The 14,895-nt window shown below is 72.7% G+C and carries 14 protein-coding genes; 1 reads left to right on the plus strand and 13 read right to left on the minus strand.

All coding sequences use genetic code 11. The features are described from left to right. Nucleotides 1-14: 14 nt before the first annotated feature. The 12 genes from ABIB16_RS00915 to coaD form a co-directional block, all read right to left on the minus strand. On the minus strand, nt 15-1,055 hold the full coding sequence (locus ABIB16_RS00915) for a glycosyltransferase (RefSeq protein ID WP_160311886.1): 1,041 nt from the start codon (nt 1,053-1,055) through the stop codon (nt 15-17). A 147-nt stretch (nt 1,056-1,202) separates the two neighbouring features. Beyond that, a complete protein-coding gene (locus tag ABIB16_RS00920; protein ID WP_049146029.1) occupies nt 1,203-3,161 on the minus strand; it encodes a glycosyltransferase family 4 protein in 1,959 nt (652 codons plus the stop codon). Further along, nucleotides 3,152-4,396: a UDP-N-acetyl-D-mannosamine dehydrogenase gene (wecC, locus tag ABIB16_RS00925; protein WP_354436001.1), complete on the minus strand. Its 1,245-nt coding sequence runs from the start codon at nt 4,394-4,396 to the stop codon at nt 3,152-3,154. The genes ABIB16_RS00920 and wecC overlap by 10 nt, the downstream gene beginning before the upstream one ends. 91 nt (nt 4,397-4,487) lie before the next feature. After that, nucleotides 4,488-6,269, minus strand: coding sequence for a glycosyltransferase (locus ABIB16_RS00930; protein WP_049146026.1), 1,782 nt, complete (start codon nt 6,267-6,269; stop codon nt 4,488-4,490). Further along, entirely contained in the window at nt 6,266-7,453 is a 1,188-nt protein-coding gene (locus ABIB16_RS00935; protein ID WP_041103158.1) for a glycosyltransferase family 4 protein, read from the minus strand. Before ABIB16_RS00935 ends, ABIB16_RS00930 begins: the two co-directional genes overlap by 4 nt. Continuing rightward, a complete protein-coding gene (locus tag ABIB16_RS00940; protein WP_354436002.1) occupies nt 7,443-8,588 on the minus strand; it encodes an LCP family protein in 1,146 nt (381 codons plus the stop codon). The genes ABIB16_RS00935 and ABIB16_RS00940 overlap by 11 nt, the downstream gene beginning before the upstream one ends. A 50-nt stretch (nt 8,589-8,638) precedes the next feature. Continuing rightward, nucleotides 8,639-9,556, minus strand: coding sequence for a bifunctional DNA-formamidopyrimidine glycosylase/DNA-(apurinic or apyrimidinic site) lyase (mutM, locus tag ABIB16_RS00945; RefSeq protein ID WP_145015480.1), 918 nt, complete (start codon nt 9,554-9,556; stop codon nt 8,639-8,641). Between the two features lie 4 nt (nt 9,557-9,560). Further along, the gene (gene rnc, locus ABIB16_RS00950) at nt 9,561-10,223 is read right to left on the minus strand and encodes a ribonuclease III (RefSeq protein WP_012750822.1); all 663 of its coding nucleotides are present in this window, start codon (nt 10,221-10,223) and stop codon (nt 9,561-9,563) included. 73 nt (nt 10,224-10,296) lie between these two features. After that, nucleotides 10,297-10,500: a 50S ribosomal protein L32 gene (gene rpmF, locus ABIB16_RS00955; RefSeq protein ID WP_002856390.1), complete on the minus strand. Its 204-nt coding sequence runs from the start codon at nt 10,498-10,500 to the stop codon at nt 10,297-10,299. 2 nt (nt 10,501-10,502) lie between these two features. After that, nucleotides 10,503-11,075, minus strand: a complete 573-nt coding sequence (locus ABIB16_RS00960) for a YceD family protein (RefSeq protein ID WP_002856392.1) — start codon at nt 11,073-11,075, stop codon at nt 10,503-10,505. 174 nt (nt 11,076-11,249) lie between these two features. Further along, entirely contained in the window at nt 11,250-12,164 is a 915-nt protein-coding gene (gene galU, locus ABIB16_RS00965; RefSeq protein ID WP_336638600.1) for a UTP--glucose-1-phosphate uridylyltransferase GalU, read from the minus strand. 68 nt (nt 12,165-12,232) lie between these two features. Next, complete coding sequence (gene coaD / locus ABIB16_RS00970; RefSeq protein WP_036338106.1) at nt 12,233-12,706, minus strand: pantetheine-phosphate adenylyltransferase; 474 nt, start codon at nt 12,704-12,706, stop codon at nt 12,233-12,235. A gap of 132 nt (nt 12,707-12,838) precedes the next feature. Here coaD and ABIB16_RS00975 point away from each other — a divergent pair, with 132 nt between their 5' ends. Beyond that, complete coding sequence (locus ABIB16_RS00975; protein ID WP_129867299.1) at nt 12,839-14,092, plus strand: aminotransferase class I/II-fold pyridoxal phosphate-dependent enzyme; 1,254 nt, start codon at nt 12,839-12,841, stop codon at nt 14,090-14,092. 237 nt (nt 14,093-14,329) lie between these two features. Here the strand turns inward: ABIB16_RS00975 and rsmD are convergent, their stop codons facing one another. After that, nucleotides 14,330-14,893, minus strand: coding sequence for a 16S rRNA (guanine(966)-N(2))-methyltransferase RsmD (gene rsmD / locus ABIB16_RS00980; RefSeq protein ID WP_336639931.1), 564 nt, complete (start codon nt 14,891-14,893; stop codon nt 14,330-14,332). Between the last annotated feature and the right edge of the window lie 2 nt (nt 14,894-14,895).

The raw sequence follows: 14,895 nt of genomic DNA on the forward strand, positions 1-14,895 counted from the left end.
GACCCGAGCGCGCATCAGGCGGCCCAGAGTCGCGCCCGCAGTACTTGGGCGAAGCGTTCCCCGATCAGGTCGGGGTCATGCTGCCGAGCGAAGTCAGACGCGGCATCTCGAGCCTCAGCGCTCAGCAGTCGGTCCGCGGCCCGAAGACCGGCTGTCATGCCCGGCACCGTGTGGTCCTGGAAGAACTCCGTGAACTCCGGTTGCAAGACCGCAGGGAGCACGCCAACGCGTGCGGCCAGGACCGGAAGCCCGTAGGTCGGCCCCAACAGAGCACCACCGGAGTTCAACGCGCGCAGATGGGGCAGGACGGCCATATCGGCGGACCGTAGCAGATACTGGACACGATCCCCTGGGACCGGGCCCGCCTGCACAAGCACACGCGGGTTCGTCCGCAGGCGTTTCACGAGCGCCCGGGTGTGAGGGGACGTATCTGCCGGGCCGGCGACGACAAGGCGGCGCGGGGTGACATCCTCACGGCACAACTGGTCGAACGCATCGAGCAGGGTGTCGATGCCCTTGTACGCCTTGATGGCACCGAGAGCAACGTAGACGACCTCGTCCTCGTGAATCCCCAAGACCCCGCGGGCCTCGTCGCGGCGCACCGTGTCGGGGTAGGCCCCGGCATAGCTCGGATGGGGGGCGACGACGGTGCGGGCCGAGTCCCAGCGGAGCGATTCGCCCAGAACGTCCGCTGTGTCTGGGTGCATGACATGGATCAGGTGTGCACGATCGGCCACGCCCTGTTGGAGGCGACGCTCCTGCTCGAGATGCACGGCATCATGGGGAAGGACGTTGTGCACTGTCCACACCACACGCCCGTCGGCGTCGATGAACCCGTCCACCCGTTCGAGGAACCGATCGACCCGGGCTCGTGCGTCGGCACCGTCACGGGCCCCGGCCAGGACGGGATTCAGCCAGTGGAGGTGGACGCCTACGCCGGAGGTCTCCGCCCGGACGGCGAGGAGCGGATCGAATCCGTCAACCGACAGGACGGGGGTGGTGACGATGTCCTGCGCGGCCATCCCGCGGTACAGCAGTTGCTGATAGGGGTTCATCCGGGCGACGGGAGCGCACCCGAGAAGGTAGGGGCGGGCGGCGGATTCCCCGCCGCGCCCACGCCGGTGGCCACGCAGATGTGCCATCGCTTCGTGGAGCGGAGATCCGGGTTCCCTCGCGAAACCTCGATATGTGAGAAGCATTCCTCACCCCTCTCCCGCACGACGGCGCGCGTTGATTGCTGCGTGGTATGCCCTGTCATATCGTGGCCCGTTGTGGACCCATTGCCGCTCGGCCTCCACCCACTCCCGGCCGGCCGCTCCGAGGCGTTGCCGCTCGGCCGGGTCCTCCAGGAGCCGTGCAATGGTCTCGGCCAGCGCCATCACGTCGCCGACTGGGAAGGTGAGGCCACGCCGGGGTGCCGCGACGATCTCACGGAGTGCGGGCAGGTCGGACACCACCACCGGACGCCGAAGAGCCATCGCCTCGAACGGCTTGAGCGGCGTGACGTAGCGTGCCGCGCGTTCATTGATCCGTGGCACGACGAACACATCGATGAGTCCATAGAGAGCCGCGACTTCCTCGTGATCGACGGGTCCCGTGAAGACCACTCGATTCGCGATTCCCAGCTCCCGTGCGAGCGCCCGCAGCTCGTCGAACCGCCGACCACCGCCCACGAGCACGCACTGCGCCTCGACGCCCCGCTCTTGCAACAGCAAGGCCGCGCGGATGAGTAGTTCGTGGCCTTCGCGGGGATGGTCCATATTCGACACGTAGCCGAAGGTGGGCAGAGTGATCCCATGGCGAGCCGCAATCGCCGGGTCGCGAGGCGCGGGAGTGAACCGGTCCAATTGCACCCCGTTGGGGACGATGTCCACTTTCTCCGCCGGGATTCCGCGAGCAACGATCTCGTCCTTCATCGCCTCGCCGAGGGTGAGCACGCGGTCGGCGGCAATCATACACCGCGTCTCCACCTCGCGCCGACGACGGAACACCTCACTGCGCTCCTCGATGTCGAGGTCGGGTGTCCAGTTTCCCTCGAAGAACGACCGCACCTCGTACACGAGGGGCAAGCCCGTCTTCTCACGAAGGGCGAGCCCGACCAGGGCGGTCTCATATCCTCGTCGGCCGGACGAGACGTGCAGGACATCGGGCCGGACGTTTCGCACGTGGTCGAGAGCGAGGAACGCGAAGTCCTCTAGCCACCGATCGAATGGAACCCCACGGTAGGAGGCGCCCGTGAGGATACGTCGATGTTCGATGCCATCCACTTCTTCCACCGTAGATGGCCGCCCCTCCGTCAGGCCTTCCGGGAATCCAGGCTCCGTTAGCACCACAGGAGTCCATCCGGCGTCCTTCTCGGCCAGCAGATTCCATTGCGTCCGCGATGTGAACCCGTTGGACAGGTAGGGGCGAGACTCCTTCAATAGGTGCAGGACGACGTTCGTGCCGCAGCCTGACACCGCTTCCACCGGGCCGGGCAGCCGGGGCAGCCACCCGCTCAGCTCGGTCATGCGGCCGTTCACGTCGACCGCGGCCCGCGCCATCGAGGTGTTCGACGATGCGAGCTCAGCCGTCGCATCGAGGGCGGTCGAGATCTGGCCGTCACGCAGCGCCAGCCCGCGCAGCTGCTCGAAGTACGCCGTGCGCGCAGGCCCTGACGGATAGTGCCGTTCGAGAACCGACAGCCAGATCCGGGCGCGCTCGGAGTCGAGCTCACCCGGGAGCATGGTCATGGGTCCCGCGCCCGCGAGAGTTGGCCCCACGGCTTCGTCCCGCAGACGGAGGAATTCAGCCAGCGCGTCACGCGGGGCGAGCACGCCGTGTTTCAGTCCGATCCGGGTCGCCCGCTTGAGTGCGGAGCCCGTCGACGCGCGACCCGCACGGTAGTCACGGTAGACACTGCCGAGCTCCCGTCGGATCTTGCGCCAATGCCGGTCGAAGGCACCTTCCAGCCCACCGGGGCGGTCCACACCGAGTGCCTCCGGCCGTCGATCCGCAGCGAGGCTGCCGGTGAGAAGATGGGTGAGTTCGTCGTGGACCCGGACCAGCTCCCCTTCAAGCGCTTCACGGCTGGGGCGGCTATCGACGACCGCGTCCTCGATCCGCCCGGGGTGCGGTTCGACCCTCGGGTCGGGGGAGCCGTCGTGAGATGTCAGCGCCACTGGCCGCGCGTGTCGATGACCTTCTTGCCCTCGGTGGTGGTACCGAGGCTGGCGAACGCGTCGTGGTCCACCAGTAGCAGGACGACGTCCGCCTCCCGAATGCCGTCTTCAGCCGGGACCAGCTCCACGTTGTCACGGCCGGCCAGCGCAGCGGGCAGTTCCTCCACGTGCGGCTCCACGACGAGGATGCGCGAACCGGTGAACTGCTGCGCCACCTCGATCGCGATGTTCAGGGCAGGCGATTCACGCAGATCGTCGATGTTCGGCTTGAATGCCAGACCGAGGACGGCCACCACGGGGGCACGGCCGGTGGCCTGCTGCACGTCGAACGCGGCGGCCTTGGCCTGTTCCACGACCCACTTCGGCTTGCCGTCGTTGATCTCGCGGGCCGCACGGATGATGCGGGCCGTCTGCGGTGCGGCGTCGACGATGAACCACGGGTCCACAGCGATGCAGTGGCCGCCCACGCCGGGGCCCGGCTGGAGGATGTTGACACGGGGGTGGTGGTTGGCAAGCTCGATGAGCTCCCACACGTCGATCCCCAGGTCGGAGCAGATCAGGGACAGCTCGTTCGCGAAGGCGATGTTCACATCACGGAACGAATTCTCGACCAGCTTGGCCATCTCCGCGGTGACGCAGTCCGTCACGAGGATCTCCCCCTGACAGAACGCCTCATACAGCTGCTTGGCGCGCTGCGCGGCCTCCGGCGTGGACCCGCCCACGATGCGGTCGTTCGTGACGAGCTCGATCATGACCCGGCCGGGCAGCACCCGCTCCGGGCAGTGGGCGAAGTCCAGGGTGACGCCGTCCAGGTCCGGCCGTGCCTCGCGGATGACGGCGGCCATGTGCTCGGTGGCGCCGGGGGGCGAGGTGGACTCCAGGATCACGAGCTCGCCGCCGCGCAGCTGCGGGGCGAGACCGCGGGCCGCAGCCTCGATGTAGCCGAGGTCCGGCGAATGGCCGTCCTTGAAGGGCGTCGGGACCGCGACGATGTACGCGTCGGCCTGCGGCGTCTTGAGGGACGCGGACAGTCGACCGGCCTTGACGTTGCGCTCCACGAAGTCCGCCAGGTCCGGCTCCACGAAGGGCACGGTGCCTGCGTTGACCGCGTCCACGGTGCGCTGGCTGACGTCCACGCCGTGCACACGCACGCCGTTCTCGGCCAGGATGGCAGCTGTCGGCAGCCCGATGTAGCCCAGGCCGATCACGGCCACGTCCTTGATCTGCGTCGTCATCTAGAGGTCCTCGTTCGTCTAAGCGGTGGCAAGGGCAGAATCCGGCGCGGGCCGGACTCCCCGTGATGCTCTGTCGAGTATAAGGATTAGTTCAGGCAGACGGCGCCGTCACGCCCAGGCGCCGGTAGAGGGCGTCATAGCGCCGGGCGTTCGCCGCCCAGGTCCGATGCCCGAGCACCCACTCCCGCGCCCTGGCTCCAAGGCCGCGGGCCGCGGCGGGGTCGTCGAGTAGCGCCGCCAGGGCGGCGGCCCACGCCTCCGGTTCCTCGGCCGGCAGCACCCGTCCGGTCACGCCGTCCTCGACGATCTCGCTCAGCGCGGGCAGGTCCGAGACGAGGACGGGCCGGGACGTGGCCATGGCCTCCAGCGGCTTCATGGGCGTCACCGCCCGGGTCACGCCCGTGTCCTTGCGAGGCACGCAGAAGACGTCGAGGGCCTGGTGCCACACGGGAGCCAGGGAACGGTCCACCCGTCCCGGCGCGAGCAGCCGATCCTCGATCCCCAGGTCGGCCGCAAGCCGGCGCAGGGCCGGCAGGGCAACGCCGTCCCCCACCACGGCCAGCCGCAGGCGCGGCCTCTCGTCGACGAGCGCGGCGACGGCACGCACAAGGTCGTCGAGTCCCTCGTACGGCACCACGGAGGAGACGGTGCCGACGATCTCGTCGTCCATGGACAGCCCGAGACGGCGGCGAGCATCCTCGCGTGGGGCGGGCTCCTCCAGGAAGGCGCCCCCCACCCCGTTAGGGCTGAGCACGACGGCGTCCCGGTCCATGCCGGCCGCGGCGATGCGGCGGGCCATCTGCTCACCGAGCGTCACGACGCCGTCGGCAGAACGCACGGCGTCGTCCTCGCGGGCCGTGAACAGGGCGTAGCGGTCGGAGCGCAGCGCCTCGGGTCCGCGCGTCGAGGCCCAGGTGTCCGCCAGCTGCCCGCGCACCTCGTACACCCACGGGACGCCCACGGCCTCCGCGACCGCGCGGGTCACCACGGCGTTGACCCAGTGGGTGGTGGTGTGCAGGACCGCCGGGCGGCGCTCGAGGACCAGATCGAGGAGCATCCGCGCGTGCTGAGCCAGCCGTCCGTCGAATCCCCGGGCCAGGCTCGAGGGCAGGAGGCGGTGGTACACGATGCCGTCCACCATGTCGCGTCGGGCGGCGGTGAGCACGCCGGTCTGGACCGGCCAACCGAGCCGGGTGACGGCCTCTACGTGCCAGCCCTCGTCCCGCAGCGCGCACGCGAGGCTGTGGCTGCGTTGCGCGTATCCGGAACCGGTGTGGGGCAGGGAGTTGGTCAGGACGAACAGTGCCGAGCCCGGGCGGGGCCGATATCCAACGGCCCGGTCCCGGTCTGCCCGCGGCAACGGCAGGGCGCCCCCGCGCAGAGCACGCACCTCGGAGGCGAACCGGGCTCGCACGACACCGTCCCGGCCGGTGCCGCCGAGCAGGGAAATGGCCGCCTCGACGTCACCGCGGTGCCAGGCCACGCGGGCCCTTGCGGCGGCCAAGCCCGGCGTGTCGACGGGCACGGCGTCGAGGACGGCTTGGGCCCGGTCAGGCTCCTGCGCGGCCGTGAGCACGTCCGCCAGTCGCACCCGATCTGGCGCGCCGGCGGACGGCAGGACCGCCTCGACGTGCTCGAGGAGGTCCACGTGCCGGCCGGCGGCCGCGAGACCCACGGCGCCTAAGACCACGCCGGGGCGTGCGGGCAGGGACTCTGCCAGGCGCCCCAGGCCCACGCGTGCCGCGAGCGGCAGGCGACGGCTGATCTGCAGGCCCAGGACCGCCGGGTCGTCCCGCAGGTGGTCGACCACCGTCCGCAGGACGAGTGGCGCGTGGCCGAGTGCGCGGACGGAATCGAGGAGGATGGAGGTCATGCGTGTCTCCTGTAGTCGGGGACGAGCTGCCCCAGCAGCCGGACGTAACGCCGGGCGACGCTCGGCAGGTCCGCGTGCCGTCGGACCCACGGGCGGCCGCCCTCCCCCACGTCAGTGCGAGCCGGATCGTCGGCGAGCGCGGTCAGATGCGCGACGAGGTCAGCTACCCGTGGGCCGATGACGTCGGCTCCCCCGGCGTCCTCGAGGGTGCGGGCCGCCTCGCCGGTGACCATCCCGGTGACGTGCCGGCCGACGGCGAGCACCTCGTAGGTCTTCGACGGCACCGTGTGGCGGAAGCTGGGCCAGTCGGGCCGCAGCGCCACGACGAGTGTGTCCGCCCAGGCGTACTGGGCCGCCGCATCCTCGCCGTAGCAGGCAGGAAGGATCTCGGCCGGGGAGCCGAGCTCCGCGTTACGCGCCTCGAGCTCGCCGCGCCGAGTGCCGGCGCCGACGAGCCGGACCCGCACCCCTGGCCGGCTCTGGCGGAGTTCGGCCGCCGCCTCCACGAGCCGTTCGAGCCCCTGGCTCTCACCCATGTTGCCGAGGTAGAGGACGTGCAGGTCCCCGGGCTCGCGCCTCCGAGCAGGTGCCCACGCCAGGCCTGCGAGTTCGACGCCGTTGCACAAGGTCTCGGCACGCTCGACCCCCCGCCCGCGCAGCGTCTCCGCGAAGCCGTCCGTGACGGTCACCACGAGTCGGGCCGCGCGCTGACCGCCGGTCACGACACGCTCCATCGCGGCGCCCAGCAGGCCCTGGTGCACCCCGGCCTCGTGGGCGAGATCCGGCCAGGCGTCACGCATCTCCAGCACGAGGGGGCGGCGCCAGAGGCGGGAGAGCACGACGCCGGGCACCACCACGGGCAGGGCGGGCACGGTGGCCACCACCACGTCCGGGCGTCGGGTGGCCATCCCACGGGGGATGGCGAGCAGGGCGTGCACCACCGCCTCGGCGAAGCGGCCGTTGCGACCGGCCTCCCCCAGGGGCAGGCGAGGCGTGGGCAGGACGTGTTCGCCGTCGGGCCCGGCGAAGGGGCGCACACCCCCGGGCGCGACGACGTCGACGTCCCAACCCGCCGACCGCAGCGCCGCCACGACCGCACCCCAGCGACGCGCGGGCGGGGTGCGCTCGGGCCGGTAGGAGTGGGAGACCAGCAGGAGGCGGGGGCGGCGCGGCTCAGTCGTCACAGGGGTCCTCCCCGAGGGCGGGTGCGGGCGTGGTGCCGGTCAGCAGGGTCAGCACGGGGGCGGGCCCGCCGGCGGCCTGGGCCTTCTTCTCCTTCTGGGGCTCGTGCTCGTCGACATAGCGCTGGACGTCGTCGTCCGCGAGGGCGGAGCGCAGGTCCGCCAGCTTGTCCTCGTCGAGCTCGACGATGGCGTCGCCGTTCGGCCCCTCCGCGAAGCCCTTGCGAGGCACCGTGAACATCTCGACGTCCTCGCCGCGGACGTCGCGCAGCTGCCACGCGAGCGAGGCGATCACGCCCGACGTGAGCCCCTCGTCCACACCGAGGTGGTCGGAGAACGTGGCGACGACCTCGGTGGTGCGGGCGGGATTGCCCAGGATCTGCGGGCTGAGGAAGCGGTCCATCGCCCCGGCCAGGTAACGCTGCTGGTTCTTCACGCGGGTGACGTCACCGTCGTCGAAGGCGTGCCGTTCGCGCACGTAGCGCAGGGCGGCGGTGTCCTGCAGCAGGATGTGTCCGCGCGGGTAGTACGAGGGGTTGGCCTGACCGGAGGAGAAGGCCTGCGGGTTGCAGACCTCGACGCCGCCCAGCGCGTTCGTCACGCCCCGGAAGCCCTGGAAGTCGACCTCGAGGACGTGGTGGATCGGCACTCCCAGCAGCAGCTCCACCGTGTCCACGGCGAGCGCGTAGCCGCCCGTGTCGAAGGCCGAGTTGATCTTCGCCTCACCGTGGCCGGGCACGGTGACCCACGAATCCCGCAGCACGGACATGACGTAGACCTGGCGTCGGTCCGCGGGGATGTGCACGAGCATCATGGTGTCCGAGCGCTGGCCCATGTCCTGCTCGCCCTCGCCCTCGCGGGAGTCGGAGCCCAGGACGAGCACGTTCAGCGGGCCGTCCCCGGCCGCCTGCTCGAGCGCCCCCACGTCCACCGTCTGCCGGTGGTCGTCGAAGATGCGCCCGAGCGAGCCCGCGTACCAGGCGCCCAGACCGAGCAGCGCCGCGAGCAGGACGGCGAGCACGCCGACGACCCACGGCCAGCGCCGGCGGCGCCGCGCGACCGGCGAGGCGTCGTCGCGCGGGGACTCGGGACGCGGCAGGGGCTCGGGCGTCCAGGACGCGGCCGGGGGATGGCTCACTCGTGTCTCCTGCTCGAGGTCGGGGGTCAGCCCAGTCTACGGACGCCCCGTCAGGCGTCGGCCACCGCGGCCCGGCGACGGCGCGGCCTGGGCTGGCAGCGCGGGCACAGGTGGCTCGCACGGTTCATGAACGGCTCGCGCACGATGCGGGAGTCGACCCCCTCGGCGGCGCAGCGGCGACACGGCTGCCCGGTGCGCCCGTAGGCCGCCAGGGAGCGGGCGAAGTAGCCCGATCGCCCGTCCACGTTGACGTAGAGCGCGTCGAAGCTCGTGCCCCCCACCTCCAGGGCCCGGCGCATCACGTCCTGGACGGCCGCCAGGAGGCGCAGCGTGTCCGCCCGGCGCATGCGCTCGGTCGGGCGCTCGGGGTGCAGGCGGGCGCCCCACAGGGCCTCGTCCGCGTAGATGTTGCCGATCCCGGAGACCAGCGACTGGTCCAGCAGCGCGCGCTTGAGGGTGGAGCGGCGCCGTGCCAGGCGCGCGTGCACGGCCACGGGGTCGAACAACGGGTGCAGCGGGTCCAGGGCGATGTGGGCGGCCGTGGTGGGGATCCGCTCGCCGCCGGCGGCGTCGTCGGGCCGCAGCGCGTCGAGCCACCAGCCGCCGAAGATCCGCTGGTCCACGAACCGCAGCTCGCGGGCGGAGCCGTCCGCCGCGGTGACGGGCAGGCGCAGGCGCAGGTGTCGCTGGTCGGCGGCCCCCGGTTCGTCCACGAGGATCTGCCCGCTCATGCCCAGGTGCACGACGACGGCGTCGTCGCCCTCGGCCAGGGGCAGCCACAGGAACTTGCCGCGGCGAGCCGGCTCGGCCAGCCGGGCGCCGCGCAGCCGCTCCCGGAGGGCGTCCGCACCGCCGGGGCTGCGACGCAGCGAGCGGGGGTCGAGGACCTCGAGCTCCGCGGCGACGGCGTCCGTGGCCCACCGGGCCAGGCCGCGCCGGACGACCTCGGCCTCGGGCAGCTCCGGCACGGGCTCAGCGCCCCGCGGCCGGCAGATCCGCCTCGAGGGCGGGCCAGGAGGCGGCCGCGGCGTCCCGCTCGGCCTGCTTCTTGGAGCTGGCGACGGCGGAGCCGTACTCGCGCTCGCCGACGACGAGGGTGGCCCGGTAGCGGGGGTCGTGCGCGGGGCCCTGCCCCTCGATCGCGTAGCGGACGGCGCCGAGACCGTGGCGGCTGGCGGCCTCGGCCACGACCGTCTTCCAGTCGGTGCTCTCGCGCAGCAGGTCCGGCTCGTCCAGCAGCGGCACCACGTGGCGGTGCACGAGTGCGGCCGCGGCCACGGCCCCGTGGTCCACGTAGACGGCGCCGATGAGCGCCTCGAGGGTGTCGGCGAGGATCGAGTCCTTGTCCGCCCCGCCGGTGCGGCGCTCCCCCGTGCCCAGGCGCACGAACGGGCCGATGCCGATCCGGCGCGCCACCTTCGCCAGGGCACGCGTGGACACGACGGCGGCCCGGCGGCGCGCGAGGTCGCCCTCGGCCAGGTCCGGGTACACCGTGAAGATGTGGTCGGTGACCACGTAGCCCAGCACCGAGTCCCCGAGGAACTCGAGGCGCTCGTTGGTGGGCAGCCCGCCCTGCTCGTAGGCGAACGAGCGGTGCGTCAGAGCGCGTTCGAGCGTCCCGGCGGTGATGTGCACGCCGAGACGCTCGAACAGCTCTTCTGGCTCGGGCGCGGGCTCAGGCCCGCGGCGAGCCGATGGGGACGCCATCTCAGGCGTCGGCGACCTTGCGGCCCTTGTACTCGAAGAACAGGGGGGTGCCGGCGGCGTCGGTCTTCAGCTCGGCCTGGTGGGGCAGGCGGTACGAGACGCGACCGTTCTCGACGGACTTCACCAGGGCGGGCGCGGTGGCCTTCCACTGCGACCGGCGGGCACGGGTGTTGGCACGGGACATCTTCCGCTTCGGGACTGCCACGACTATCTCTCTTCTGTCTCGGTGATGGAGGTCTCTGAGGTGCCCGCGAGGTGGGCCAGGGCGGCCCAGCGCGGGTCCACGCGCTCGTGGGCGTGCCCCTCGGGCGCGTCCTCGAGGCGGATGCCGCAGTCGGCGCACAGGCCCTCGCAGTCCGGCCGGCACAGCGGCTGGAACGGAAGGGCGATGACCACGGCGTCCCGGAACACGGGTTCCAGGTCCACGGTCTCGCGCACCACGAGCGGCTGCTCGCCGGCGTCGTCCTCGGACGTGCCGGTGAGGTACAGCTCCTGCAGGTCCACGGTGATCCCCTCGTGCAGCGGGCGCAGGCAACGGCCGCACTCGCCCTTCAGGGTCGCGTCCGCGGTGCCGGTGACGAGGACGCCCTCGTGCACCGACTCCAGACGCAGGTCCAGTTCGACGGGGTCCCCCTCGGGGATCCCCAGCAGCGGCGTGGAGACGCCCGCGGGGGCGGGCCACTCGGCCGTCAGCTCGCGCTGGACTCCGGCCCCGCGCGTCAGATCGCGCACGGGGATCACCCACGGCGAGTCGGCGCCGTGGTGCTGGATGCTGTCCATGGTCGCTCCTCTCGGCGGGTGGGACGGCGGGGGTACACGGCCCGTCCGCACGCCCTCTGCGGGGATGCGATGCGGCCTGGACACGGGTCCAGCCACGACGGACCGACAGCCCATCCTACCGGGTGGGTCCGCCTCGGCCAAAGCCAGCGGCGGTCCGCGCGTCGCCGGCCCGGCTCAGAGCCCGGCGGTGAACTCCCGGAGCCAGGCCCGCAGGTCGGCCCCGAGGTCCTCGTGCCGCGTCCCGAACTCGATGACCGCCTGCAGGTAGCCGAGCTTGTCCCCCGTGTCGTAGCGGCGGCCGTCGAAGACGACGGCGTGCACGCCGCGGCCCTCGCCCTCCTCCGTGGCCAGCCTCTGCAGCGCATCGGTGAGCTGGATCTCCCCGCCGCGGCCGGGCGGGGTCTCGTCCAGCACGTCGAACACCTGCGGGGCCAGCACGTAGCGGCCGATGATCGCGAGGGTGGAGGGGGCGTCCTCGCGGGCCGGCTTCTCCACGAGTCCGGTGACGCGGACGACGTCGTCGCCCTCCCCCGGCACGGCCTCCACCGCGGCCACGCCGTAGGCCGAGACGGCCTCCTCCGGGACCTCCATGAGGGCGATCACGGAGCCGCCGAGGCGCTGCTGCACGTCGATCATGCGCTCGAGCAGCGCCTCGCCGTCGCCGATGATGTCATCGCCCAGCAGGACCGCGAACGGCTCCTCGCCGACGTGGCGGCGTGCGCAGTTCACCGCGTGGCCGAGCCCGAGGGCCTCGCCCTGACGGACGTAGTGGATGTCCCCCACCAGGTCCGACTCGCGGATCTGCGAGAGCCGCGTGGCGTCGCCCTTGCGCTCCAGCGCGGCCTCCAGCGCGGGATGGCGGTCGAAGTGGTCCTCGAGGGCCCGCTTGTTCCGGCCCGTGATCATCAGCACGTCCGCCAGGCCCGCACGCCGGGCCTCCGACACCACGTATTCGATGGCCGGGCGGTCCACCACCGGCAGCATCTCCTTCGGCATGGCCTTGGTGGCCGGCAGGAAGCGGGTGCCCAGGCCGGCGGCCGGGATCACGGCCTTGCGGGTGCGGGGGCGGGAGGGGGGCGGGACGGTCATCGGCGGTTCTCCTGCGGTGGATGCGGTGGGACGAGCGGAGGGGTGGCCCGCGGGCGGGCCGGGCGGGGTCAGGCCCCGCCGTCGAGGCCGCGCAGGACCGCGGCCGGGACGAACTCGGCGACGTCGCCGCCGAGTCCGTGGACCTCCTTGATGAGCGAGGAGGACACGTGGGTGTACCGGGCGTCGGCCGGGAGGTAGACCGTCTCGACCCCGGTGAGGTGGCGGTTCATCGCGGCCATCGGGGCCTCGAACTCGAGGTCGGCGCCGCCGCGCAGCCCCTTGACGATCGCGTCCGCGCCGATCTGCCGGCAGAACTCGGCCAGCAGGCCCGGGCCCATGGGCCGGACCGCGACACCGGCGAGGGAGGACACCGTCGCCTCGATCATGGCGATGCGCTCGTCCACGCTGAAGCGGTACGTCTTGGCCGGGTTGGAGGACACGGCGACCACCACCTCCTCGAAGAGGTTCGCGGCTCGCGCGATCACCTCGACGTGCCCCTTGTGGAGGGGATCGAACGAACCAGGGCAGACGGCACGACGCATGGGTGCCAGCCTAGCGGGGGCCGCGCCGAGCGGCGACGGGCGCCCGTCCGGTCCGGCTCCGGCGCGTCGCGGTCGTGACCGACGCGGCAGGCGCCGCCGTGTGCGGTCCGCGGCGATGGGTACAGTGCGGCCATGGACGGAACCCAGCCCACCCCCGGATCGGCACGGCACGACGTCGACGTGGACGCGCCGTGGCGTCGCACGGCGGCGGCCGCGGGCCTGCTCGGTGACGCCGGCCCCGTGCCCACCGTGTTCGAGACGATGACGGGCCTCGCCGTCGAGCACGGGGCCGTGAACCTCGGCCAGGGCTTCCCCGACGCCGACGGCCCCGACGCGCTGCTGCGGCTGGCGGCCGACGCCGTGCTGGCGGGCCCCAACCAGTACGCCCCCGGCACGGGCGACCCCGCGCTGCGGCAGGCCGTCGCAGAGCACCGCCGGCGCCACTGGGGCGTGACGGAGGACCCCGCCACGCAGGTCATGATCACCACGGGTGCCACCGAGGGCATCGCCGCGACGGTCCTGGCGTTCGTGCGCCCGGGCGACGAGGTCGTCACGGTCGAGCCGTTCTACGACTCGCACGCCGCCACGATCGCCCTGGCCGGCGCCCGGCACGTGAGCGTGCCGGTGGAGGCGCCGGACTTCCTGCCGGACCCGGCACGGGTGGCCGCGGCGATGACCGACCGCACGCGCCTGCTCATCGTGAACACGCCGCACAACCCCACGGGCGCGGTCTATCCGCGGGAGCTGCTCGAGGAGCTCGTGGCCCTGTGCCGGTCCCGGGGCGTGCTGATCCTCGCGGACGAGGTCTACGACCACCTCGTCTACGAGGGCGAGCATGTCGGCCTGCGCTCGGTCGCGGGCGCCGAGGACATCGCCCTGACGGTCTCCAGCGCGGGCAAGGCGTTCGCGGTCACCGGCTGGAAGGTCGGCTGGCTGACCGGCCCGGCCGAGCTCGTCGGGGCCGCGCGCGCCGTCAAGCAGTTCCTCACCTACTCCTCCGGCCCCGCCTTCCAGCGCGCGCTGGGTGCCTATCTGCCCACCGACGACGCCGAACGGCACCTCGCCGGCCAGCGCGAGCGGTACCGCGACGCCCGGGATCGGCTCGTGGCGGGCCTGCGGGAGGCGGGCCTGGACCCGGTCGTCCCGGCGGCGGGCTACTTCGTCGTCGTGGACCTGGCCCCGTGGGGTGTGACGGACGCGGCCGAGGCCGCGGTGCGGTGGACGCGTGAGGCCGGCGTCACGGGCATCCCCGTGGGCGCGCTCTGCCGCCCGGACGGAGGCCACCTGCGGTCGTGGCTGCGGCTGGCGTTCTGCAAGTCCCCGGATGCGATCGACGAGGCGATGCGCCGCCTGGCCGATGCGGCCCCGCGGCTGCGCGCGGCCTGACCCCCGACGCTTTCGTTGACGAAACGGCGGCCCTCGGAGCACTTTCGTTCGGGAAACGGCGGCCCCCGGAGCATTTTCGTTCGGGAAACGGCGGCCGCCGTGCTCGCGGTTCCGTGCTGAGCCCAGTCCGTTCCGCCCTCCCGTCTCCCCGGTGAGAACGGGCCGAGACGCCGCCGTTTCCCGAACGAAAGCAGGCCGACACGCCGCCGTTTCCCGAACGAAAGCGGGTGGGCGGGGTCAGCGCTCGTCCTGCCAGAGGTACAGGGCGGTCTCGCCGTAGACGCGCACCTCGACCTCCTCGAGGCCGCGCGGCCGGCGCGGCGCCGCGTCCCGGGCCGCCCGCTCGAGCACGAGCAGCCCGCCCGGGGCGAGCCGCCCGGCCGCCGCCTCCACCACCGCCTCGAGCGGCGGGCCGGCGACCGGGTACGGCGGGTCGGCCAGGATCAGGTCCACGGACACGGCCTCCGCCGCGAGCGCCTGCTCCACGCTCCCGGCACGCACGCGCACGACGTCGGCCCCGCGCGCCCGGTTGACCAGCGCGGCGTTCGCGCGGCACGCGGTCACGGCCTTCCGGTCCCGCTCGACCAGCAGCACCGATGCCGCTCCGCGGCTGGCGGCCTCGCACCCCAGGGCGCCGGAGCCGGCGTAGAGGTCGAGCACGGCCGTCCCGTCCAGCCAGTCGCGGGCCTCGAGCCAGGAGAACAGGGCCTCCTTCGTGCGATCCGTGGTGGGGCGCGTGCCGGTGCCGGGGACGGCGGTCAGGGGACGCCCGGCGGCCGCGCCGGCGATGATGCGGGACATGG

The sequence above is a fragment of the Micrococcus sp. UYEF5 genome, assembly GCF_040546065.1.
GTDB lineage: Bacteria > Actinomycetota > Actinomycetes > Actinomycetales > Micrococcaceae > Micrococcus > Micrococcus luteus.

Bases quoted from the DNA above. Each gene is read 5' to 3' on its own strand.
- ABIB16_RS00915 (WP_160311886.1), bottom strand. From the start codon at position 1,055: ATGAACCCCTATCAGCAACTGCTGTACCGCGGGATGGCCGCGCAGGAC.
- galU (WP_336638600.1), bottom strand. From the start codon at position 12,164: ATGACCGTCCCGCCCCCCTCCCGCCCCCGCACCCGCAAGGCCGTGATC.
- rsmD (WP_336639931.1), bottom strand. From the start codon at position 14,893: ATGTCCCGCATCATCGCCGGCGCGGCCGCCGGGCGTCCCCTGACCGCC.
- coaD (WP_036338106.1), bottom strand. From the start codon at position 12,706: ATGCGTCGTGCCGTCTGCCCTGGTTCGTTCGATCCCCTCCACAAGGGG.
- ABIB16_RS00960 (WP_002856392.1), bottom strand. From the start codon at position 11,075: ATGGACAGCATCCAGCACCACGGCGCCGACTCGCCGTGGGTGATCCCC.
- ABIB16_RS00975 (WP_129867299.1), top strand. From the start codon at position 12,839: ATGGACGGAACCCAGCCCACCCCCGGATCGGCACGGCACGACGTCGAC.
- ABIB16_RS00930 (WP_049146026.1), bottom strand. From the start codon at position 6,269: ATGACCTCCATCCTCCTCGATTCCGTCCGCGCACTCGGCCACGCGCCA.
- wecC (WP_354436001.1), bottom strand. From the start codon at position 4,396: ATGACGACGCAGATCAAGGACGTGGCCGTGATCGGCCTGGGCTACATC.